14 protein-coding genes are annotated in these 22438 nt (G+C 70.0%); 7 read left to right on the top strand and 7 right to left on the bottom strand.

Features of this window, described 5'->3' with window-relative positions:
• Nucleotides 1–169: 169 nt before the first annotated feature.
• Nucleotides 170–2008 (top strand): AMP-dependent synthetase/ligase, encoded by a 1839-nt coding sequence (locus CYFUS_RS47855; RefSeq protein WP_095991318.1) that lies wholly within the window; start codon nt 170–172, stop codon nt 2006–2008.
• Here the strand turns inward: CYFUS_RS47855 and CYFUS_RS47850 are convergent.
• Nucleotides 1935–2345 carry a TfoX/Sxy family protein gene (locus CYFUS_RS47850; RefSeq protein ID WP_095991317.1) on the bottom strand — a complete coding sequence of 137 codons (411 nt, stop codon included), beginning with the start codon at nt 2343–2345 and terminating at the stop codon, nt 1935–1937. The two genes, CYFUS_RS47855 and CYFUS_RS47850, sit on opposite strands and share 74 nt — an antisense overlap.
• A gap of 238 nt (nt 2346–2583) precedes the next feature.
• Between CYFUS_RS47850 and CYFUS_RS54245 the strand changes: the two genes are divergently transcribed.
• Complete coding sequence (locus CYFUS_RS54245) at nt 2584–3243, top strand: M23 family metallopeptidase (protein WP_095992657.1); 660 nt, start codon at nt 2584–2586, stop codon at nt 3241–3243.
• A 15-nt stretch (nt 3244–3258) separates the two neighbouring features.
• Here the strand turns inward: CYFUS_RS54245 and CYFUS_RS47840 are convergent, their stop codons facing one another.
• Together CYFUS_RS47840 and CYFUS_RS47835 are read right to left on the bottom strand one after the other, a co-directional pair.
• Complete coding sequence (locus tag CYFUS_RS47840) at nt 3259–6039, bottom strand: protein kinase domain-containing protein (protein WP_095991316.1); 2781 nt, start codon at nt 6037–6039, stop codon at nt 3259–3261.
• A 70-nt stretch (nt 6040–6109) separates the two neighbouring features.
• Nucleotides 6110–7804 (bottom strand): GTPase, encoded by a 1695-nt coding sequence (locus tag CYFUS_RS47835; RefSeq protein ID WP_095991315.1) that lies wholly within the window; start codon nt 7802–7804, stop codon nt 6110–6112.
• A 187-nt stretch (nt 7805–7991) separates the two neighbouring features.
• On the opposite strand from CYFUS_RS47835, the gene CYFUS_RS47830 reads away from it, so the two are divergent.
• Nucleotides 7992–9284, top strand: coding sequence for a dicarboxylate/amino acid:cation symporter (locus CYFUS_RS47830; RefSeq protein ID WP_095991314.1), 1293 nt, complete (start codon nt 7992–7994; stop codon nt 9282–9284).
• A gap of 7 nt (nt 9285–9291) precedes the next feature.
• On the opposite strand, the gene CYFUS_RS47825 is transcribed toward CYFUS_RS47830, so the two are convergent.
• On the bottom strand, nt 9292–11076 hold the full coding sequence (locus CYFUS_RS47825) for a monovalent cation:proton antiporter-2 (CPA2) family protein (protein WP_095991313.1): 1785 nt from the start codon (nt 11074–11076) through the stop codon (nt 9292–9294).
• A gap of 154 nt (nt 11077–11230) precedes the next feature.
• On the opposite strand from CYFUS_RS47825, the gene CYFUS_RS47820 reads away from it, so the two are divergent.
• Together CYFUS_RS47820 and CYFUS_RS47815 are read left to right on the top strand one after the other, a co-directional pair.
• Nucleotides 11231–14404 carry a TonB-dependent receptor gene (locus CYFUS_RS47820; RefSeq protein WP_095991312.1) on the top strand — a complete coding sequence of 1058 codons (3174 nt, stop codon included), beginning with the start codon at nt 11231–11233 and terminating at the stop codon, nt 14402–14404.
• A gap of 17 nt (nt 14405–14421) precedes the next feature.
• The gene (locus tag CYFUS_RS47815; RefSeq protein WP_095991311.1) at nt 14422–15096 is read left to right on the top strand and encodes a hypothetical protein; all 675 of its coding nucleotides are present in this window, start codon (nt 14422–14424) and stop codon (nt 15094–15096) included.
• A 45-nt stretch (nt 15097–15141) separates the two neighbouring features.
• Here CYFUS_RS47815 and CYFUS_RS47810 read toward each other — a convergent pair whose 3' ends face one another.
• Nucleotides 15142–15792, bottom strand: coding sequence for an MBL fold metallo-hydrolase (locus CYFUS_RS47810; protein WP_095991310.1), 651 nt, complete (start codon nt 15790–15792; stop codon nt 15142–15144).
• Between the two features lie 133 nt (nt 15793–15925).
• Here CYFUS_RS47810 and CYFUS_RS47805 point away from each other — a divergent pair, with 133 nt between their 5' ends.
• Together CYFUS_RS47805 and CYFUS_RS47800 are read left to right on the top strand one after the other, a co-directional pair.
• Nucleotides 15926–17533 (top strand): lipase maturation factor family protein, encoded by a 1608-nt coding sequence (locus tag CYFUS_RS47805; protein WP_095991309.1) that lies wholly within the window; start codon nt 15926–15928, stop codon nt 17531–17533.
• Between the two features lie 171 nt (nt 17534–17704).
• Complete coding sequence (locus CYFUS_RS47800) at nt 17705–18541, top strand: Ig-like domain-containing protein (RefSeq protein WP_095991308.1); 837 nt, start codon at nt 17705–17707, stop codon at nt 18539–18541.
• Nucleotides 18542–18711: 170 nt separating this feature from the next.
• Here CYFUS_RS47800 and traB read toward each other — a convergent pair whose 3' ends face one another.
• Nucleotides 18712–20328, bottom strand: a complete 1617-nt coding sequence (gene traB / locus CYFUS_RS47795; protein WP_095991307.1) for an outer membrane exchange protein TraB — start codon at nt 20326–20328, stop codon at nt 18712–18714.
• Nucleotides 20325–22334 (bottom strand): outer membrane exchange protein TraA, encoded by a 2010-nt coding sequence (gene traA / locus CYFUS_RS47790; protein ID WP_232537231.1) that lies wholly within the window; start codon nt 22332–22334, stop codon nt 20325–20327. The genes traB and traA overlap by 4 nt, the downstream gene beginning before the upstream one ends.
• Nucleotides 22335–22438: the final 104 nt, after the last annotated feature.

The raw sequence follows: 22438 nt of genomic DNA, 5'->3' as shown, positions 1-22438 counted from the left end.
CGAGCGGCGCTCCTCATCCAGGGGGGGCGCCGCTTTTCAGTTTCGTTCTGACGCCCCGCGTCACCTTTCGAGACCCATCCAGTAGGGCCGGGTTTTGCGATAGTTTGTGGCCACTGAGATTCAAGGGGGGGCGTCTCGTGACACCGCCCATTCCAGGAGCCCACACCTCATGACGAGTCCTCGGTTCGAGACGCTGGTCGACATCTACCTCAAGAGCATCGCCACCTTCGGTCCGCGCCCGCTCTTCCTCGAGAAGAAGAGCGGCCAGTGGGTGGAGATGACGTACATCCAGTTCGGTCAGAAGGTGGACGACCTGCGCGGTGGGCTCGTGCAGCTCGGCGTGAAGCCGGGGGATCGCGTGGCGGTCATCTCCAACAACCGTCACGAGTGGGCGGTGGGCGCCTACGCGGCCTACACGCTCGGGGCCGCCTACGTGCCCATGTACGAGCAGCAGCAGGAGAAGGAGTGGCAGTACATCCTCAAGGACTGTGGCGCCACCCTGGTGTTCGCCGCCACGGACGCCATCGCCAAGAAGCTCGCGGCCGTCAAGGCGGAGCTGCCCGCGCTCCAGCACATCATCCGCTTCTCGGGCACCGAGCAGGAGCCCGACACCTTCGCGTCCCTGTTGCGCCGCGGCGCCGAGGCGCCCTCCGCCGCGGCCTCCCCCAGGCCCGAGGATCTCTCCGGCCTCATCTACACCTCGGGCACCACGGGCAACCCCAAGGGCGTGATGCTCAGCCACGGCAACATCGCGAACAACGTGACCGCCATCCACCAGATCTTCCCCATGTCGCAGGCGGATCGCTCGCTGTGCTTCCTGCCCTGGGCGCACGTCTTCGGCCAGACGGTGGAACTGCACGCCCTGTTCTCCATGGGTGCCTGCATGGGCCTCGCCGAGTCGACCGAGAAGATCATCGAGAACCTGAGCGAGGTGCAGCCCACGCTCATCTTCTCCGTGCCGCGCATCTTCAACCGCATCTATGACTCGCTGCAGAAGCGCATGGCCACCGAGTCGCCCCTCAAGCGCGCGCTCTTCATGCGCGGCCTGGAGGTCGCGCGCCAGCGCAAGCATCTCGCCGAGCAGCAGCGCTCCAGCGCGCTGTTGAACCTGCAGCACGCCTTCTTCGACAAGGTCGTCTTCTCCAAGGTGCGCGCGCGCTTCGGCGGCCGGATGAAGTACGCCTTCAGCGGCGGCGCGGCCATCTCGCGCGAGGTGGCGGAGTTCATCGACAACCTCGGCATCACCGTCTACGAGGGCTACGGCCTCACCGAGACGTCCCCCATCGCCACCGCCAACTTCCCCAACCGCCGGAAGATCGGCTCGGTGGGCACGGCCCTGCCCGGCATCCGCGTGGAGATCGATCGCACCGAGACGGGTGACCCCAAGCAGGGGGAGATCGTCGTCTTCGGCCACAACGTGATGCTCGGCTACTACAACCTGCCCGAGGAGAACGAGAAGGTCTTCACCGGCAAGGAGCCCCTGGTGCCCTCCACCGAGCGCGGCTTCCGCACCGGCGACATGGGCTTGCTGGACGACGACGGCTTCCTGTGGATCACCGGCCGCATCAAGGAGCAGTACAAGCTGGAGAACGGCAAGTACGTGTCGCCCGCGCCCATCGAGCAGGCGCTGCAGCTCTCGCCCCTCATCACCAACGTCATGCTCCACGGGCAGAACAAGCCCTTCAACACCGCCATCATCGTCCCGGACATGGCCGCGCTCACCCAGTGGGCCAAGGACAAGGGCCTGGACACCTCGATGCCCGCGCTGCTCAAGCTGCCCGAGGTGCAGCAGCTCTACCGCGAGCAGATCATCGAGTTCACCCCCGGCATCAAGAACTACGAGAAGCCCCAGCACTTCCTGCTCGTCGCCGAGGACTTCACCACCGCCAACGACATGCTCACGCCCTCGCTCAAGCTCAAGCGGCGCAGCGTGCTCAAGAAGTACGGCGAGGAGGTGGAGAAGCTCTACGTCGAGGCGGAGAAGAAGGGCGCGACGCGCGCCGCTTGACGGGTGGGGCCCGCTGGGAGGCCTCCACGGCCCGGCGGGCCCAGGGCAGGAGCGCCAGGGCGTCGTCCGCCGCGTCCGGCGGCGGCGTCCAGTAGGACATGGTCACGGGCTTGCGTCCCTTGCCCGCGTCGTAGACGAAGGGCTCGCCCCCGGCCTCCTCGAAGCGGGCGCGCGTGAGTTCATCCGTCTTGAGGTACAGCCGTTCCTGGATGATGAGCCCGAACATCCTCCCACCCAGGTACAGGCCCCAGCCGCCGAACATGGCCCGGGCCTGCACGGGCCCGAGCGGTTCGAGCAACTCCAGCGTGTACTCCACATAACTGTTCTGGCGTGTCATGGGCCTGCCTCCGTCCGCTCCTTCATATGCCACGAAGCCTGGCTGCCTACCCCCTTGCCTGGCTCGGGGGGGGAGGGAGACGAGGGGGGTTGCGGAATAGTAAAAAGGGAGCAGGCCGTTCTCGCGCGGCTCCCCCATGCTCATCTCCACACTCTTCCTGCTCGCTTCCGCCCCGGCAGTTACCCCCACCCGCAACACGGTGGTTCCGGAGGTGGGTGTCCCCTTCGCTTGTGGTCGCGTGTTCCCGGTGAGTCAGGGGCACGACACGGGGAGCCACCTGCAGAACGACACCTACGCCTGGGACTTCCGCATGCCCATCGGCACGCCCATCGTGGCGGCCCAGGATGGCAAGGTGCGCATGGCGCGCGGAGACAGCACCCAGGGCGCGTGTGATCCCAAGATGGCGCCGTACGCCAACTACGTCGTTATCGATCACTCCGGTGGCCTGGAGACCCAGTACCTGCACTTCAGCGCCGTGGTGGTGAAGCCCGGCGATACGGTGCGCAAGGGGCAGCTCATCGGCTACTCGGGCAACACCGGCTGGTCCTGCGGCCCCCACCTGCACTTCAAGGTGGCCAACACCGTGAGCCCCGGGTGGAACAACCCCTCCGTGCCCGCGCGCATCGCCGGCTACGGAGATCCGGTGCGCGACACCCTCATCGCCGCTCCCGGGTGTGGCAAGCCGTCGGATCTGTCGGTGATGGCCGCCAACGACGCGACGCGCGCCCAGCAGCCGCTGGCGCCCGAGACCCCCGCGCGTGACGGCGAGCAGGCCGCGGGCGGTATCCCCACGGGGGCCAAGGCCATCATGGACCGCGTGTCCAAGTCGGCCTTCGACTCCTCGCGCATTCCTCCCCAGGCCCAGGCGTCCGACGACGGCTCGGGCGGCTCGCGCTAGTCCGCGTCCCCCTCCTCAGCGCCCCTTCCCCCGTTGCACGAGGGGCGCCAGCAAATCCTGCTCCCGTTGGAGCAGCGCATCGAGCTTCCTCCCCGCGCGCACGGCCTCCCGCCGTGCCTCGCGCACACGCGCCGAGCCGCGAGGACCGCGCACCCGCTCGAGGGTCTCGAGCGCCGCCCGCTCGCGCCGCACCGCGGCCACCCACTCCTCATGCTCCTGGCGCAGCGCCTCGTGGGCGAGCGCCATCCTCCGGTGGGTTTCCTCCTGGGCGGACTGCTCCTTGCTCCGCTCCAGCTCCCGGGCCTGGCGCTCGGCGAGATCGCTCAGCGCCCGTTTCTCCGCCGCGTGGGCCTGGGCTTGCGCGTCCCGCGCCAGCGTCTCCGCGCCGCGCGCCATCGCCTCGGCCGCCCGTGTCGCCGCGGCCTGGAACTCGGTCTCCGTTCTCGCCTCCCGCAGGAGCACCAACGCGAGCGCCAGGATCACCAGCCCCAGCAACGTCACGCCCCCCACGAGCAGCGCCCGTTCGAGGCGCAGGCGGCGCTGCTCTTGGGTGAAGACGGCCTCCAGGAAGTCGCGCTGGAGCGCTGGCAGTGCCCCGTGCGAGCGCCGCTGGAAGCGCCGGGCCTCCTCCACCCACTCGCCGCGCCACAACAGGCGCCGCGCGCGGCCTCCCTCCTGCCACTGCCGGGCCGCCTGGCCCAGGTGCTTCAGGAACGCCGCGTCCTCCTGGCCCTCGTTCAACCAGTGCCGGAGCGTGGGCCAGTCGTGGATGAGCGACTCGTGCACCAGCTCCACCGCCGTGTCCGGCTCGTCCCCCGCGCTGTGCACCACGAGCAGCCGCGCGCGCACCAGGTGCTCGATGAGCCGCCGCAGCTCCGCCGCGTCGTCCGTCAGCTCGCACAGCTCCTGCATCATCACCAGGGCCCGCGTGCGCTCGGGCGTCACCAGGCGCGTGCTCAGGGTCCGCGTCAGCGCCCGCTCCCGGGTGGACAGGCCCGCGAGCACCCGGTCCGCATGGCTCGCGAGCGCGTGGGGGATGCCGCCCATCGCCGCGTGGGCATCCCGCGTCAGCAGCTTGTTGCGCGTGTCCCGGGACTCCCACAGCCAGGTGGCGGCGAACTGCAACAGCGGGAGCGCGCCCGGGGCCGTCTCCAGGTGCGCCAGCATGTCGTCCACCAGCGAGGGCGACTCGAAGCGGTAGCCCGCCAGCTCGGCCGGCCGCACCAGCGCGTCACTCAGGCCGTCCCGCGTCGGCGTGCCGAGGAAGAAGATGCCCTGGGCGAGCTCCGCCATGAAGCGCTCGTCCTCGGGCACCCGGTCCAGGAAGCTCGAGCGCACGCAGAGCACCACGCGGATGGGCGAGGTGGCATCGTCCGCGAGGTCCGCCAGGCACGCGGTGAAGGCCGCGCGCTCACGTGCATCCGGTACCCGCGTGTACAGCTCCTCGAATTGATCGACGAAGAGCAGGAGCTTCCGGGGATGGCGCCGGGCACTGTCGCGCAGCACGCGGCCCACGTAGCCGGGCTCGGCGCGCAGGCGCTCCACGCGCTGGAATTGCTCCTGGATGTCCTGCTCGATGGACTGGGACGAGCCCACCAGGGGCTCCACCACCTGGGCGAGGGCGGCGAGGGGCGCCGTGCCCGGGCGGAGGGTGAACGTCTCCCACGGAGTGCCCGAGCGCTCGAGGGTGGGAATGAGGCCCGCGCGCACCAGGGACGTCTTTCCCGCGCCGGCGGGGCCCGCCACGGTCACCAGCGGCTGGTAGTGGAGCCGGTGGACGAGCGTGGCGATCTCCCGTGTGCGGCCGAAGAAACGGTCCGCGTCGGTCTCCTGGAAGGGGGCGAGGCCCACGTAGGGGGCCGTGTCCGGACGCGGCTCGGAGTTGAAGCGCTTGGGGAGGAAGGGCTCCAGGGCGCGCAGCAGGGTGGACGCGTCGGGACAGCGCTGGTCCCTGGACTTGAGCAGACAGCCATCCACGGCGGAGGCCAGCTCGCGTGGCAGGCCCGGGGCGAGCGTGCGCAGCGGTGGCAGGCGCAGGTCGAGCCGGGCCGTCACCGCCAGCTCCGGACCCCGGAGCGGGCCCAGGGGGTGCTGGCCGGCGAGCAGCTCGAAGAGGATGATGCCCACGGCCCAGATGTCCGTGAGGTGATCCACCGGGCCGCCCTGGCCCCACTGCTCCGGAGACAGGTACTCGAGGGTGCCGGGCAGCGTGCCCCGGCACGTGAGATCCTTCCCGTCGTCATCGAGCAGCCCCCCGGGAAGCGCCTCCTGGGAAGAGTCCCCCCAGGGTCCGCCCGTCTGGAACACCCGGGCGATGCCGAAGTCGAGCACCTTGATGCCGCCCGAGTCCGTGACGACGATGTTCTCCGGTGTGAGCGCGTGGTGGACGAGGCCCTGCTCGTGCGCGCATGCCAGGGCCCTGATCACCGGCACCATCAGCTCGACGGCGCGCACCGAGGGCAGCCGTTGCTCCTGGGTGTGCTCCCGCAGGGACTGGCCCTGGAGGTGCTCCAACACCAGGAAGGGGCCGTCCTCGTACTGGCCGGCCTCGTGGACGGTGGCGATGTTCTCGTGGGCGCAGCGCGCGGTGGCGCGGGCCTGGGTGAGGACGCGTTGGGTGAGGTCGTCGTCCCGGGTGGGCAGCAGCTTGAGGGTCACGCGGCGCCCCAGCCGTGTATCGCGCGCGAGGAAGCTCTGGCCCATGCCGCGGCCGCTCAGCTCGCGGATGAGCTCGTAGTGCTGGAGGCGCAGCCCGGGTTGGACGGACGAGGGGATCGTCGAGGGGGCCGGTGTCATCGGCCACCAGGGTGCTCACGGGCGAGCGCCCTGCCCACGGGGACCGGGGTGCAGGGTGGGTGTCGAGCAGTCAGCGTCTCTGGAGCAGGGCCCGGGCGGCCTCGCGTCCGGGGCGCAGGCTGTCCTGGACGGCCTCGCCGAGCCGGACGCCCAGCGCCTCCAGCAGCACGCTGAAGCGCTCCAGGCCCGCGCGGCGCACGGCGCGGGTGGTGCCCGCCAGGCTCGCCGAGGACAAGAGCGCGCCGGCTCCCGCCAGCAGCGCGAGCAGGGCCCCCGCGTTGAGGAAGTAGTCCACGCCCAGCAGGGGGCCCTCGACATAAGCGCGCACCACGCGGTAGCCCACATGGCCGAGCAGCGCGAGCAGGGGCAGGTTGATGAGCGGCAACACCAACCAGCGCGCGGTGCGCCACCAGCCGGCCACCGCCTCGGCCACCGCGGTGGTGACGGTGTAGCGCCAGGCGCTCGCGCGCGCGGACTTCAGCTCCGCGAGCAGCGTCTCCACGTCGGGCAGGCCCAGGGACTCGGGAGGCAGGCCGCCCGCGTGCGCGAGGGCACGGGCCTGGGTCAGCGCGGCGCGGGCGGCGGCCTCCACGGCGAAGTCGTCCTCGAAGGGCTCCACCACCGCCGTCTCCGCCGCGCGCGCGCGCGTGCGCTCCCGGACCGCGTCCAGCACGGTGGAGGTGGCCGCCACCGCCAGGCCCACGGGCAGGTTGCGCCGCGCCACCAGCGTCGCCGCGCCGAGGCCCCCCACGCCCACGGACGACAGCCGCATGCCCCAGGCCGCCGGGCCCCAGAATCGTCCCGCCGCCTGCCCGCGCACCTCCGTGGCGAGGTGCCCTTGCGCGAGCAGCAGCCGCGCGCCGAAGTCCTCCTTCAACCCCGTGGCGGCCCGGCCGAGCCCCTCCTGCAACGCCGCGCGTGCCTTCGCGAGCGTGTCCTCCGTTTCCTTCAGCGCGCCCTCCACCCGTGAGGTGAGCTCCGCCAGGGCGCCCTCGGCGTTGGTGCGCCGCACCCGCTCGGCCACCGCCCGCGTGGCGAGCGACTGGAGGTGGAAGAGCAGGGCGCCGAACTCGCCGGATGGATCCTCCCCCCGCTGCGCGGCACGGCCGCTGATGGCGAAGACGGGCACGGCCTCGGCCTCCATGCCGTAGCGCTCCACGGCGAGCCGGCGCGCCTGGGACTTGAGGGCCTCGCGCGACTCGGCCGACAGCTCGTCCGCGAAGTTGACGAGGAACACGAGCGCGCGGCGCCGGGCGAACTCCGCGAGGAACTCGGCCTGGGTGGCCTCGGCCACGCTGCCCCGGTGCATCACCACCAGCGCCACGTCCGCGCGCTCCAGGGCGGCGCGCGCCACCTCGCGGTGCACGGTGGCCACGCTGTTGAGGTCCGGCGTGTCGATGAACACCTGGCCGCTCCACAACCCGCGCGGGCCCGGGGTGTAGCGCACCACCCGCGCGCCCACCCCGGCGAGCTCCTCCAGGGCGCGCGACTCGGGGGCGAACACGGTGGCGGCGGTGCTCGTGGGCCGGTCCTCTCCCTCGCGGGCGAGGGCCTGTCCGGCCAGGGCGTTGAGCAGGGTGGACTTGCCCGCGCCGGTGGCGCCCACCAGGGCCACGGTGAGGGGGGCGTCGCGCCGCTCGAGGCCGCGCGCGTAGTCCTGGCGCAGCCGCTCCAGGCGGGCGGCATGGGGAGCGAGGGCGGGCAGGGTGCTCGCGGCGGAGAGCAGGCGCTCGAGGTGCTCGGGGTCGGGCAGGGAGGTGTCCACGCGCCCAGCCTCGCCAAGGCGCGCGTCCCTGCCCAGCCCGGATTGAGGCGGGGGGCGTGCTGACGTTGCGCGTCATGCACTCCGTGCTCCAAGCAACTCCGAAACCCGTCTGTCTGGTGGCGGGCGCGGAACACGGACCCTAGGCTGCGCGCCTTCGTCTCGGTCCCCCCAAGGGGGTTCACGCACCATGGATGTTCAGGACATCAAGAAGGACGCCGCTCCCCGGAAGCTCCACCAGCACTTGTATGTCCAGGTCCTGGTGGCCATCACCGTTGGGGCGCTGCTCGGCCACTTCTACCCGGCGCTCGGCGCGTCCCTGAAGCCGCTGGGGGATGGCTTCATCAACCTCGTGAAGATGGTCATCTCCCCCATCATCTTCCTCACGGTGACCACGGGCATCGCGGGCACGAAGGACTTGAGCAAGGTGGGCCGCATCGCCCTCAAGGCGTTCGCGTACTTCCTCGTCTTCTCCACGCTCGCGCTGGTGGTGGGCATGGTCATCGCCCACGTGGTGCAGCCGGGCGCGGGGATGAACATCGATCCGGCCTCGCTCAACGTGGGCCAGGTATCCACCTACACCGCCAAGGCCCATGAGCAGAGTGTCACCGCCTTCCTGCTCAACATCATCCCCAAGACGGTGGTGAGCGCCTTCGCCGAGGGGGAGATCCTCCAGGTGTTGTTCGTCGCCATCCTGTTCGGTGTGTCCCTGGCGATGGTGGGGGAGCGGGGTCGGCTGGTGCTGGAGTTGCTCCAATCGCTGAGCAGCGTGTTCTTCCGGCTGGTGAGCATCCTCATGAAGGCGGCGCCCGTGGGGGCCTTCGGCGCGTTCGCCTTCACCATCGGCAAGTATGGGATTGCCTCCATCTACAACCTGGCGAAGCTGGTGCTCACCTTCTACATCACCTCGCTCGTCTTCGTGCTCGGGGTGCTGGGGCTGGTGGCGTTCCTCAATGGCTTCTCCATCCTGAAGCTCATCCGCTACCTCAAGGCGGAGCTGCTCCTGGTGCTCGGCACCAGCTCGTCCGAGTCCGCCCTGCCCAACCTCATCGACAAGATGGAGCGCGCGGGGTGCGCCAAGCCCGTCGTGGGTCTGGTGGTGCCCACGGGCTACTCCTTCAACCTCGACGGGACGAACATCTACATGACGCTGGCGGCGCTGTTCATCGCCCAGGCGACCAACACGCACCTGACCCTGGGGCAGCAGGTGCTGCTCCTGCTGGTGGCGATGCTCAGCTCCAAGGGCGCGGCGGGCGTCACCGGCGCGGGCTTCATCACGCTCGCGGCGACGCTGTCCGTGGTGCCCGACGTCCCCGTGGCGGGCATGACGCTCATCCTCGGCGTGGACCGCTTCATGTCCGAGTGCCGCTCCCTGACGAACTTCATCGGCAACGCCGTGGCGACGGTGGTGGTGTCGCGCTGGGAGGGGGCGCTCGACCGCGAGGCCTTCCAGGCGGCGATGAACACCCCACCCAAGGACTGAGCCCGCTTCAGACGGGCTTTTCCTGCTCGTCCTTGGCGAAGAGCTGCTCCAGCTCCTTGCGCGCCTGGGCCGCCATGGCGGCGACCTTCTTGTCGTCGCCCTGGTGCTCGTACGTCGAGCGCAACAGCTCCTCGTCGTGCGCGCGGAAGCGCTCCACGGTGTCCTTGCTCTGGGAGAAGGACAGCCCGAGCGCCTGGAGCACGTCCTCCGTCAGCTCGAGACTGCCCGCGAAGGTCTCGCGCATGATGTGGGTGACGCCCGCGCCGAGCAGCCGGTAGGCATGCTGGCGGTTGCGGGCGCGCGCGAAGAGGGTGAGGTGGGGGAAGTGCTGGCGCACCGTCTCCGCCGTGCGCACCGAGGCCTCCACGTCATCGATGGCCAGCACGAAGACGCGTGCCTTGTGTGCGCGCGCGGCCCGGAGCAGATCCAACCGCGAGGCGTCTCCATAGTGGACATAGGTGTTGCCGAACTTCTTGAGGAAGTCGATGTGCTCGGCGTCGATGTCCAGGGCGGTGAAGCCGATGCGCCGGGCACGCAGCACGCGCGCCACCACCTGCCCCACGCGTCCGAGCCCCGCGATGATGACGGGCTGGTCCTCCTCGGGTGACACGTCGAAGGCACGCGTGTTCGCGCGGCGCAGACGGGGGCGCAGGCCCTTGTCGTAGAGCATGAGCAGCACGGGGGTGACGGCCATGGACAGACTCACCACCACCACGAGCAGCTCCGCCAGCTCGCGCTCCATCACCTGGAAGCCCACCGCGAGGCTGAACAGCACGAAGGCGAACTCGCCGCCCTGGGAGATGCAGATGGCCAGGCTCAGCGCGGGCGCGGTGGCGTGGAAGACGCGCCGGCCCAGCACGAAGAGCACCAGGGCCTTGAGCAGCACCAGTCCGAGCACCAGCCCCACCACGAGCAGGGGCGAGCGCACCAGCAGCCCCAGGTTCACCGACATGCCCACGGCGATGAAGAAGAGCCCGAGCAGCAGGCCCTTGAAGGGCTCGATGTCCGCTTCCAGCTCGTGGCGGAACTCCGAGTCGGCGAGCAGCACACCCGCGAGGAAGGCGCCGAGCGCCATGGACAGTCCCACCTGTTTCACCAGGAGCGCGGTGCCCACCACCACGAGCAGCGCCGTGGCGGTGAAGAGCTCCTGGGTGTGGGTGGCGGCCACGCGGCGCAGCACGGGCCGCAGCACGTAGCGGCCCCCGATGATGACCGCGGCCAGCACGCCCACCACCTTCACGGCCTGCAGCCACCCGGAGGCGCCCTGGGGCTGGGGTTGAGGAGACTCGCCGAGGAAGGGCAAGAGCGCCAGCAGGGGGATGACGGCCAGGTCCTGGAACAGCAGGATGCCGAAGGCGGCCTGACCGTGGTCCGTGGTCAGCTCGTTCTTCTCCGCCAGCAATTGCAGGGCGAAGGCGGTGGAGGACAGGCTCAGCCCGAGCCCGGCGATGAGCGCGGTGGGCACGGGCAGCCCGAGCCCCCAGCCCACCGCCGCGAGCAGCGCGCCCGTGCCCACCACCTGCGCTCCGCCCAGGCCAAACACCGAGCGGCGCAACTCCCACAGGCGCGCGGGCCGCAATTCCAATCCGATGAGAAAGAGCAACAGCACCACGCCCAGCTCCGAGAAATGGAGAATGCTCTCCACGTCGGAGACGAGCTTGATGCCCCAGGGGCCGATGACGAGTCCCGCCGCCAGGTAGCCCAGCACCGAGCCCAATCCGAGCCGCTTGAAGAGAGGGACGGACACGACCGCGGCGGTCAGGAAGATCAAGGCCTGATGCAGGAAGGACATTGCCTCGCTTCATGTCACGTGGCCGGGAAGCCGGGCAATGGGGTGGGATCTGCCGGCCCTCTCTTGTTTTTGTCTGGATTTCCCGTTAGGTGACGACGCACCGCGGCACCAGTGGGCATGGGGCGCGCTGGCGCCGCACGGAGAGGCCAGTTCTTTGAACCTTCATCTCGAGTCCAAACAGGCGCGTGTCCTCGTGGCGACGCTGCTGCTGGGCGCGTGCCTGTGGATGCCGCGCGCCGAGGCACAGCAAAACACATCCGTGCTGACCGGCACGGTGGTGGATGCCAGCAACAAGCAACCCGTTGCGGACGTGGTGGTCACCGCGACCTCTCCCAGCCTCCAGGGAGAGCAGACCGTCGTCACCGACAAGACGGGGCTCTACCTCATTCCGCAACTGCCTCCGGGTGTCTACACCCTGCGCTTCGACAGCGAGGGCTTCCAGCCCTACTCGCGCACGGACATCACCCTGCGCCTCAACCGCACCATCCGCCTCAACGCGGAGCTGCTGCCGGATACCTTCTCCACGACGGTGGAGGTGTCGGGCACGCCGCCCTCGGTGGACGTGGGCTCGGCGCGCACGGGCGTGAACGTGGACTCGGAGCTCATCAACCGGCTGGCCACGGTGCGCCCCGGGAGCAAGGGCTCCGCGTCGCGCTCCTTCGAGAGCCTCGCCGAGTTCGCCCCCGGCTCCAGCACGGACTCCTATGGCGTGTCGCTCAATGGCACCAGCTCGCCGGAGAACGGCTTCCAGGTGGATGGCCTGTCCACGAACAACCCCGCGCTCGGCACGCTGGGCTCGCCCCTGTCGGTCGAGTTCATCCAGGAGGTGAACGTCATCACCGGTGGCTTCATGCCGGAGTTCGGCCGCTCCACGGGTGGCGTGATGACGGCCGTCACCAAGTCCGGCTCCAATGAGTTCCATGGCTCGGTGTTCGGCAACCTCACCCCGGGGGTTTTCGAGGGCACGCCCACGCGCGTGGCGGCCGAGGGCAGCGTCATCACCACGACGCAGCGGCTGTGGAACCTGGGAGACTTTGGCGCCACCCTGGGTGGCCCCATCGTCAAGGACAAGTTGTGGTTCTTCGCGGGCGTGGCGCCTTCCTTCACCCGCCGCGCGCTCAATCGCAACCTCAACGTCTTCGTGCTCGGCGAGGATGGCAAGCCGGTGAAGAACGCCGAGGGCTTCTCCCAGACGGAGCCCATTCCCGGCACCTTCCAGCGCTACTTCGCCGACCAGCGCTCGGTGCAGTACATCGGCAAGCTCACCTGGCAGGTGCATCCCGACCACGGCCTCACCCTGTCGGTGACGGGAACGCCGAGCGGCTCGGGAGGCAACGGCCGCTTCGGCTACAACCTCGACAGCGGGCTCGTGGAGACGGAGACCACCTCCGGCAACATCATCAACGGCAGCTACGACACGCTCGCGCACATCTACACGCAGGACACGCGCGACATCGCGCTCAAGCTGTCCTCGTCCTTCCTGGACAAGCGCGTGCTCCTGGATGCCAACGTGGGCTGGCACCATCAGCGCGACACCTCGCTGCCGGTGGATGGCAGTGGCATTGGGCAGACCACGGGCCTGTCGGGCATCCCCCAGTTCGACATGCGCCGCACCGGCACGAGTGCCGCGCCGAGCTACTACTCCATCAACGACTTCGAGACGCTGCCGGACCCCTCCGTGTGTGATCCCGCGGGCACGACCAACGCCGTGCGCTGCCCCGTGTCGCGCTACTTCCTGGGCGGCCCCGGCTTCCTGCTGGACCGCACGGTGGAGCGCTATCAGGCCAACGCCGTGGGCACCCTGCTGCTCACCGCGCTCGGCCACCACGTCATCAAGGCGGGCGCCGACGTCGAGGTGATGACGAACCAGGACGAGCGCGCCTATTCGGGCGGCGTGCTCTACAACGAGTCGACCGACGGCAGGAGCTTCTCGGACTTCCGCTCCTTCGGCTACCTCAAGGGACCGGATCAGCCGGTCGTCCAGGCGAGCGTGCCCACCTTCACGCGCGCCGATGCCCTGGGCCTCTTCCTGCAGGACAGCTGGAGCATCCTGGACCGGGTCACCCTCAACGCGGGCCTGCGCTACGACACCCAGACCATCTATGGCAACGGGGGCAACGTGGCCTTCGCGCTGCCCAACCAGGTTTCCCCGCGCGTGGGTCTCATCTATGACTTCACCCGCACGGGCCGCTCCAAGCTGTTCGCCACCTACGCGCGCTACTACCAGAACGGCGTGCTGGCGATGATCAACTCCCAGTTCTCCAACGTCACCCGCCTGACCGCCACGCGCAGCCGTGCCGCCACGGCGGCGGGAGGCCCCGGGTGCGATCCGCTCACCCAGGCCGCGCCGTACACGGAGTGCCGTGACTCGCGCAACCTGTCGACGGTGTCGGGTGCTCCGTCCACCGCGGTGACGCGCTACAACGGGCAGACCTTCGCCATCAACAGCCCGGTGGACCCCGAGCTGCGGCCCCAGTCCTCGGACGAAATCACCCTGGGCGGTGAGTACGAGGTGCTCCCGCGCGCCACGCTGGGAGTCAGCTACGTGCGGCGCACGATGAACGACGTCATCGAGGACATGTCCATCAACGAGGCGACCAACTACTTCATCGGCAACCCGGGCCGGGGCATCGGCGCCGCGTTCCCCAAGGCCATTCGCGACTACGACGCGGTGTCCGTCTACCTCACCAAGGCGTTCGCGGACCTGTGGCTCGCGCAGGCCAGCTACACCTGGTCCTCTCTGCGTGGCAACTACCCGGGCCTCTACCGCCCGGACAACGGCCAGCTCGCGCCCAACGTCACCTCGGAGTTCGACCTGGTCTCCATGACGCAGAACAAGGTGGGCCCGCTCGCGTCGGACCGCACCCACAACCTCAAGCTGTTCGGCTCGCGCGAGTTCCTCCTGTCGAGCGTGACGAGCCTGGACGTGGGCCTGTCGTACCGCGCCCAGTCGGGCACGCCGCTCAACGTGACGGGCTCGCAGTACATCTACGGCGCGGGCTTCACGTACATCCTGCCGCGCGGCAGTGGTGGCCGGCTGCCCTGGGTGCACAACGTGGATGCGCACGTGGGCTTCAACTACAAGCTCGGCCGGGGTCTCACCGGCACCATCACCCTGGACGCCTTCAACCTGTTCAACTTCCAGGCCGTCACCGGCCGGGATCAGAACTACACCTTCGACAACGTCGAGGCGATCACGGATGGCACGCCCCTGGCGGAGCTGAAGAACCGCGCGGGCCAGCCGGCGACCCTCAATCCCAACTACGGCAAGCCCATTTCCTACCAGGCACCGCGCAGCGTCCGCATCGGCGCGCGCGTGGCGTTCTGAGTCCGGAGCCACACACCATGAAGACACAACGACTCCTCGCCACCTGGACGTTCTCCGTTGGATGCATGGCCCTGTTGGGCGCCTGTGACGTCGGACAGCCCGCTCCCCAGTGCACCGTGGGCCGTGGCGACCACGCCGTGCGCTATGTCTTGAAGACGGGCTCGGGCATCTGCGCCCAGAAGAAGGCGGAGATCGTGGGGGCGCAGGCCTTCCGCATCCCCAACTCCGGCACCCCGCCCACCGTCTACTTCAACGCCGCCTCGCTGGTGACGGGCACCCCCAGCGCGCCGGTGGCGGTGTCGGCCTCGGGGCCGTTCACCTCCGAGTACCCGTCCGACGACAACGTCTGCACCGTGCCGGCGATGAGCGAGGCGCGGCAGGTGGTGGACGGGGTGGAGCGCGTCTACCGGTGGAGCAACGTGCGCGTTCAGGGCCGGGCGGCCATCCCTGGCACGCAGTGGGTGGCGGAGCTGACCTACTCGGAAGGGGACTGCACCGCCACGTACGAGGCGGTGGGCGTGTTCCCCGCCATCAAGTGCGAAGCCGGCACGCCCCCCGTTCGCGATGAGAACCTCTGCCGGGCGGTGCGGCAGGGCTCGACGTTGGATCCCGCGTTCCCCATCTTCTGCGAGGAGACCACCAACCTGTGTGTGTTGGATGGTCTGCCGCCGGCCCTGACGTCGGCGCCCTGAGTGGAAGACGAGGCCCGCGGGGCTGCTCGCGGGCCTTCTTCCGTCTCACGGCCCCATGGGGGCGGGGAACTCGGAGTCCTCGCTCAGGGCCTGGCGCAGCGCGGCCGCTCCGTCGTGGAGGATGGGGCGGCCGTGGGCGAAGCAGACGACTTCCACCGGCAGGTGCTCGAGGATGCGCCGCACGCTCGCGCGCGTGCGGGCGGGGTCGTCCTGGTACTGGCTGTCGACGAAGCGGGGCGTGCCCTGCTCGTCATGGGTGAGCAGGTCGGAGAGGAAGACGACGCTCCGGGGCCGCTCCTTCCAGAGGGTGAACATGACCTCGGCGGGGCCGGGCGTGTGGTAGGCCACGAGGCCCCCGGGAAGGTTGTCCCCGTTGGTGTAGGTGGCATCGGGCGAGTCCTCCAGGCCATGGGCGTCCAGCGGGGCCCAGACGGGAGCGCCAAACGTCTTGCGCAGGGACCACGCCGCGCGCTGGTGGTTGCCCGCGGTGAGCACGATGGCTTCCACCCGGCCCAGGGCGTTCAGGGCGTCCGAGGTGATGGGGAGGGGATCGATGAGGGTGACGGCGCCGTCGTCGGACACCACGGCGTAGGCCTCGCTGTGCACGCCGCCGATCCGATCATCCTCGACACTCCAGCGGTGGATTCCGGGAACCACCTGCTCGGTCCGTCTGGCTCGTTTCTTGGGCTGGCTCATGGAGCAAAGCTAGGCACCCGCGCGCGGAGTGGAGCCCGGCTCGGTCGCCTGGGCCCTTCGGGAGCGGGGGACTCGTGAGGGTGGCACGGAGGAGTGTCGCTCCCAGGTTTGGTGGAGGACGGAGGAGGCCCCCATGCGTGCTGTCAGTCCCCGAGGTGCCCAGGTGTTCTTCCGGATGCTCGGCTCCCTGCCCTTCTGGGAGGGGCCGCGGCCCCCGCGGGCACGTGGGGGAGGGGTGCTGGCGCGGTGGGTGGAGCGGTCCGTGGCGCCGCCCCAGCACCGGCGCGTGAGGCAGGCGTTCCTGGTGGCCCTGGGGGGCATCTACTTCATTGCCTTCACCTCCCTGGGCCGGCAGGTGTTGGGGCTGCATGGCTCGCGGGGCATCCTGCCCGTGAAGGATCTGCTCGGCTCGCCCCGGCTGGTCGCGTTGGGCCGCGAGCGCTACCTGAAGCTGCCCACGGTGTTCTGGCGGGATGCGTCCGACGCGGCCCTGGTGCGGGGCATTCGCGCCGGGCAGGCCCTGTCCCTGGCGGTGATGCTGGGCCTGGCGCCCCAGGCCTCGCTGGCGGGGCTGTGGGCGCTCTACCTGTCCTACGTGTCCGTGGGGCGGGAGTTCCTCTCCTTCCAGTGGGACGCGCTGCTCCTGGAGATGGGGCTGCTGGCGGTGCTGACCGCTCCGGCGGGGTGGCGGCCGGGGGCGGGACTCCGGGAGCCCTCCGCCCTGGAGGTGTTCGCGTGGCGGATGCTCGTCTTCCGCCTCTACCTGGGCTCGGGGCTGTCCAAGTTGCAGTCGGGCGACCGGACGTGGCGGGAGCTCACCGCGTGCGACGTCTATTACGAGACGGCTCCGCTGCCCACGCGGGCCGGGTGGGCCGCGCACCAGCTTCCCCGCCGGGTCCAGCGCTATTCCACCCTGTCCGTGCTGGCGCTGGAGACGGTGTTTCCCTTCCTCGTCTTCGCCCCGAGGCCGCTGCGGTTGCTGGCCTTCTGGTTCCTGTCGGGGTTGCAGGGCGTCATCCTGGTGACGGGCAACTACGGCTTCTTCAACGCGCAGTCGCTGGCCCTGGGCCTGTGGCTGCTGGACGACGCGGCCCTGGGGCGGGTGCTGCCCGTGCCCCCGCCCGCCCGGCCGCGGGCCCTCTGGCGGACGGCAGTGGCCGCGCTGTCCGTGGCGCCGCCGCTCGCCCTGGGCGCGCTGGAACTGCTGGGCCGCTTCGACCGCCCGCGCCGGGTGCCGGACTGGCTCGCGTGGCTGGAGCAGCGGGCGCGTCCCCTGCGCGCGGTGAATGGGTATGGGCTCTTCGCGGTGATGACGGTGCGGCGGCCGGAGATCTCCCTCGAGGGCTCCGAGGATGGGCGGACGTGGCGCGAGTACCCCTTCCGCTACAAGGTAGGCTCGCTGGACGAGGCGCCCCGGTGGGTGGCGCCGCATCAGCCCCGCCTGGATTGGCAGATGTGGTTCGCGGCGCTGGGTTCACCGCCTGCCTGGTTGCTCGCACTGATAGTGAGACTTCTGGAGGGTTCCCCCGAGGTGGAGGGGCTCTTCGCGGGCAATCCCTTCCCGGGACAGCGCCCGCGCTTCATTCGAGCGGTGCTCTACGATTACCGGATGACGGACCGGGAGACCCGGCGGCGCACGGGCGCGTGGTGGACGCGGGAGCGGACGGGGCTCTACCTGCCTCCGGTGAGCCTGGCTCCACCCGGGGCCACCTACCGCCTGGCGTGGGCCGCGGAGGCGTGAACCGCGGAACTTTCCTCTGCGCATGAAGGAAGGCTCGGACGGGAGGGCGGAGTGAGGGGGGAGGGCTTGCAAAGAATGGCGTGATGGGCGTAACGAAATACAATCCCTTTCGCCGCCGTTCGACACGTCGTCTTGACGCCCGTCCGCCCCCCTGCCCCCGTGAATCGCTCGATGTCCGCTCGCTCCCTGCTCTTGCTGTCTTCCCTCGTGTTGGGGGGCTGCCGCTCCGCTCCGGCGACCCTGTCCCTCGCCATGCCGGAGAGCCGCCCGCTCCACAAGCAGGGCGAGTCCGTCGTGCTCGAGGCCATCGCGCTCGATGCGGCGGGCAATCCGGTGGAGGACGCGGACCTGCGCTGGGTGAGCTCGGCGCCGGATGTGGCCTCGGTGGTGGATGGGGTGGTGGTGGCGCGCAAGTCCGGACGGGCGACCATCGCCGCGGCGGCCGGCAAGGTGCGCGCCTCGGTGGAGGTGCAGGTGTCCATTCCCAGCCAGCTCGACATCCGGGTGGCGGGGGCGGACTTCCTCACGGCGGGCAACTCCATCGCCATCTCCGCCGTGGTGAAGAACGAGCTGGGCAAGCCCCTGGTGGACGTGCCGCCCCAATGGGAGTCGAGTGACGAGACGGTGGCGCGGGTGGAGAACGGGCGGCTCATCGGCGTGTCCCCGGGCCAGGTCACCATCACCGTGACGGTGCCGCCGCTCAGCCGCCGCCTGCCGGTGCAGGTGGTGCGCTCGGACTTCGCGCGCATGGAGGTGGAGCCCACCCACGTCATCTTCGCCAAGCCCGGGCAGACGCAGCAGTTGCGCGCCCGGACGTTCAACAACCGGAGCATCGCCCTGAGCGACGTGCCCGTCACCTGGTACAGCTCGGACTGGTCGGTGGCGACGGTGTCCCCCACGGGGCAGGTGACGGCGGTGGGGCCCGGGCGCACGGTGGTGACGGCCACCGCCGGCCGGCGCAAGGCCGCGGCCGAGGTCGTCTTCGAGGTCAAGACGGCCAGCCGCTAGTCGTCTCCCCGTGAGGTGCCCGCCCCGGGGCATATCGTTCCGGGCGGAGTGCCCGGGGAGTTCAGCTTCCCTCGAGCTTTCCTTCCCCGCTTCCTCGCAGTGGCCCGTGCGTGGAGCCCCTCGTCACCGACGGGGGGCCCCGGGCTCCGAGGGGCCTGCGCCCTCTCCCCTCAACGCGAGCCCGCGGGCGCGGAGCGCTTGCCGCCCTTCTTCGTCGGGGGCACCTGCCAGCCCGCGGCGGGATCCGGCGGACAGGGCGGGAGGGCTCCCTCCGCGGGTGGGAGGATGGTGAATTCCACCCGGCGGTTGAGGGCCATGTTGGCCTCGGAGTCATTGGCGGTGAGGGGGCGGCTGCGGCCGAAGCCCGCCGAGCACAGCCGCTCCACGGCGATGCCGCTGTCGAGCAGGAAGTTCTGCACGCTCACGGAGCGGCGGCGCGACAGGTCGAAGTTGTAGGCGTCGTTGGCGCGGGCGTCGGTGTGGGCCTCGACGAGCACGCGCTGGATTTCCTCGTGCGCGAGCAGCTCCTGGGCCACCTCCTCGAGGATGGGGAAGGACTCGGGGAGGATGACGTCCTGGTCGGTGGCGAAGTGGACCTGGTCGAGGATGACGATCTTGTTGCCCTCGATGCGAGCGAGCGGGCAGCCGTTGCGGCCCCGCGGGCCCGCGGCGAGCACGGGGCAGGGGTCGAGCCGGTCCACCACGCTGTCGCCATCGCGGTCGGTGTCGGGGCAGCCGCCGTTCTCCACGGGGCCGGGGGCGTTGGGGCAGCGATCGCCCTCGCCGATGACGGAGTCGCCGTCGGGATCCACGGGAGGAGGCGGAGGAAGGGGCGGCTCCGGGGGCTCCTTGAAGCGCTGGATGGCCTCCCACTCCCGGGTCTTCGCGGGCACCCAGATGATGGAGGTGAAGAGGCGCAGGGTGGGGGAGGTGGGCGAGCAGCCGCAGCCGCCGCCTCCGCCGACGGTGAAGGTGAGGCCGAGGCCCGTGTACCAGCGCAGGCCGACGAGGAACTCGGTGGGCAGGGCCTGCGGCTGGTTGAGCAGCTTCTCCAGGGGGGTGCTGCCGGTGAGCATGCCCATGGCGGTGATGCCATTGGCGCGCAGGATGGGCACCTCGGCGCCGAGTCCGAAGGTGAGGGAGTTGCCCCAGAGGGTGTTGATGAACTGGCGGGTGGGCCGTAGCCAGAACCCGGCGTTGAAGGCCAGGAGGACGCCCGACTCGAAGCGGTAGTCCGTCACCAGCCCGGGAGACCAGGTGACGGAGCCATCACTGGCGAACGCGTCCTGCAGGCCGGTGGGCAGGCTCATCCCGAGGGTGAGGGCGCCGCCGAAGCCGTTGCCCTCGGCGGAGCGGCGCAGACCGGGGATGGCGGCCTTGGCGGTGAGGCGCAGGTCCGCGGGGGTGAAGGACTGGATGAAGCCCTCGGTGCCGATGGCCTCCAGGTTGTCCGAGCCCTGGAAGAGGACGAGGGGCATGTCCACGCCGACCTCGACCCAGTTGTACAGGCCCACGGAGGCCATGACATCCAGTTGGAGGCGGTTGCCCACGAGGCTGACGGACCTGGCGTTGGTGCCCGCGGCGACGAGCACCAGCGGATCCAACATGAAGTTGAGGTAGGCGCCGCCGGAGACGGAGAGGTGGGACAGGGGCCGGGATTGGCCGACGCCGACCAGGTCCTGGGGTGCTCCCGAGGGGCGGAAGGCCTGGACGTCGAAGCGAACGTCCTGGGCCGAGGCGGCGCGGGTGAGCAGGAGGACGAGCAGGAGGGGCGCCAGACGGCTCATGCGACTCCCCGGGAGCGCCGCAGGAGGAAGGCGGCCGCGAGGAGCAGCAGGGCGAGGCCACTGGGAGGCGTTTCACCGGTGGCGCCGCAGCAGGGAGCGCCGCCCTGGGTCTCGGTGCCAGGCTTGCGCCGGCCGCGCTCACACTCGAGGGTGACGGCCGAGCAGTACTCGACCCCGAGGCAGTCGTTGCTGGTCTTGCAGGAGCTGGTGCACTGGTTGGTGGCGGTGTCGCAGGTGCCGCCGCAGGGGCAGTGGGCGTCGACGAAGCACTCGACGCAGGAGTCGCCGTTGCAGAGGGCGCCCTCGGCGCAGGTCACCGAGCACGTGGGAGTGGAGCAGGTGCGCGACACGGGGTCGCAGGTGCCGCCGGGGCCGCAGTGGGAGTCCTCGGTGCAGCCGACGCACGAGCTGCCGGTGGGGGTGCCGTCGGTGAGGCAGATGGGGCTTTCGGCGGGGCAGGCCTCGCAGCGCGAGCCACAGCGGTTGTTGGTGGTGCAGGAAGCGCACTCTCCGCTGAGGCAGAACTTGCCGTCACCGCACTCGAGGTCGGTGCGGCAGGTGACGCAGACCTGTCCGTCCAGGCAGTAGGGGCGATCCGTGGGGCACTTGGCGCACTGGGAGCCGCAGCGCTCCGAGGTGTTGCACTCGGCGACCTGCGCGACGCAGCGGCCATTGGCGATGTCGCAGCGCTTGCCATCGGAGCACTGGGTGTCGTTGGTGCACTCGACGCAGGAGGGGGGCGCACCCGGGGAGGGAGAGGCGCACTGGAGGCCCTGCGGGCAGCAGTTGCAGGAGGTGCCCGCGCAGCTGTCGTTGGTGGAGCAGGACTGGCAGGTGTTGTTGGTGCAGGACTGGCCGCGGCCGCAGTGCTCGTCGGTGATGCACTCGCGGCACTCGTGCTGCTCGGTGTCACAGTGCTGGCCACCGGGGCACTGCGCGTCGGTGTTGCAGCCACCGCACTGGTTGGTGATCGGGTCACAGCGGCCCCCGGGGCACTGCGAGTCCTCCGTGCACTGGACGCAGGTGAAGGTCCCGTTGCGATTGACGCAATTGGGCGTGTTGCCGCCACACGGAGAGCAGCTCGGGCCACAGTAGAAGGCCGAGTCACAAGGGGCGCAGAGGGCCGCTCCGTTGCAGTAGTAGCTGGGGTCACAGCCGTTGTTGCCCGAGGTGTTCGCGAACTGGCGATTGCACTGCTGGCAGTAACCCAGGTCCGGATACGACGGGCGTCCGGTCTCCGTCTGATAGAGCGAGACGGGCGAGACCAGGGCAAAGCCCGCGTCCTTCAGTTTGACGATGGGGGGTTCATTCGCCTTTCGCTCGAAGTCGGAGAAGGTTCCCACGAACACCGACATCTCCAACGCGGCGTGTTCCGTGACCTCCGTGTAGAGGATCTCCACGGCGTAGAGGCCTTCCTTCAGGAAGGTCACGCTGTTGGTAGTGCGCCAGGTAGCTGCTCCGAGCACAGGGGGCCGATTGATGACCGGATAGGCGCGGGATCTCTTGTCGTAGATGGTGAAGGCGACCGCGTCGTCGGCGTAGAAACCGAAGTGAACCGGCAGGCCCACCATGTCCGAGGTGACGTGGAAGTAGCCGCGAAGCCGGGTCGCGAACGCGGTGGAGGTGTCGTTGGCGATGAAGTCACAGCCACCGCTGCGGCACCCGGGGGCGGCGTTCTCGAAGTCGCCGTAGCTCAGCTTCAACCCGGTGTCGTTGTTGTTCGACAGATCGAACAACGTCCGCAGGACCGAGCTGACACGCGCGTTCGGATTGGATGCGTCCGGCGGGGTGTCCAGGAAGGTGTTCACCCCGAAGTTGAAGCCGGCATTACTCGTGGGGAAGTCCGCGGCCGGATTCGTCGACACCCGTGACGCAGTGCACAAGCCCGTTCCCGGCTGAGACGGTGGCGGGGCAAGAGGGTAGGGGTCGATGACCACCGTGGGGAGCTGCTCGGCGTGGGCCTCGACGCCCACCGCCACCAGCAGCACCACCATCAGGGCGGCCATTCTTCGAATGAGGTCCACGGGCACGGGGCGCAGAATTCCCCGGCCAACCTCCCCGGTCAAGCAATGCCCCGGGCTACACTGTAGAAGGGGGCACGGACGCCTAC

It is taken from the genome of Cystobacter fuscus (genome assembly GCF_002305875.1).
In the GTDB taxonomy this organism is placed as follows: domain Bacteria; phylum Myxococcota; class Myxococcia; order Myxococcales; family Myxococcaceae; genus Cystobacter; species Cystobacter fuscus_A.
This window is presented reverse-complemented; position numbering and strand designations above follow the sequence as displayed.

Excerpts from the sequence above, each read along its gene's own strand:
- CYFUS_RS47855 (WP_095991318.1), top strand. The coding sequence starts at position 170 with ATGACGAGTCCTCGGTTCGAGACGCTGGTCGACATCTACCTCAAGAGC.
- CYFUS_RS47850 (WP_095991317.1), bottom strand. The coding sequence starts at position 2,345 with ATGACACGCCAGAACAGTTATGTGGAGTACACGCTGGAGTTGCTCGAA.
- CYFUS_RS47840 (WP_095991316.1), bottom strand. The coding sequence starts at position 6,039 with ATGACACCGGCCCCCTCGACGATCCCCTCGTCCGTCCAACCCGGGCTG.
- CYFUS_RS47830 (WP_095991314.1), top strand. The coding sequence starts at position 7,992 with ATGGATGTTCAGGACATCAAGAAGGACGCCGCTCCCCGGAAGCTCCAC.
- CYFUS_RS47825 (WP_095991313.1), bottom strand. The coding sequence starts at position 11,076 with ATGTCCTTCCTGCATCAGGCCTTGATCTTCCTGACCGCCGCGGTCGTG.
- CYFUS_RS47815 (WP_095991311.1), top strand. The coding sequence starts at position 14,422 with ATGAAGACACAACGACTCCTCGCCACCTGGACGTTCTCCGTTGGATGC.
- CYFUS_RS47810 (WP_095991310.1), bottom strand. The coding sequence starts at position 15,792 with ATGAGCCAGCCCAAGAAACGAGCCAGACGGACCGAGCAGGTGGTTCCC.
- CYFUS_RS47805 (WP_095991309.1), top strand. The coding sequence starts at position 15,926 with ATGCGTGCTGTCAGTCCCCGAGGTGCCCAGGTGTTCTTCCGGATGCTC.
- CYFUS_RS47800 (WP_095991308.1), top strand. The coding sequence starts at position 17,705 with ATGTCCGCTCGCTCCCTGCTCTTGCTGTCTTCCCTCGTGTTGGGGGGC.
- traB (WP_095991307.1), bottom strand. The coding sequence starts at position 20,328 with ATGAGCCGTCTGGCGCCCCTCCTGCTCGTCCTCCTGCTCACCCGCGCC.
- traA (WP_232537231.1), bottom strand. The coding sequence starts at position 22,334 with ATGGCCGCCCTGATGGTGGTGCTGCTGGTGGCGGTGGGCGTCGAGGCC.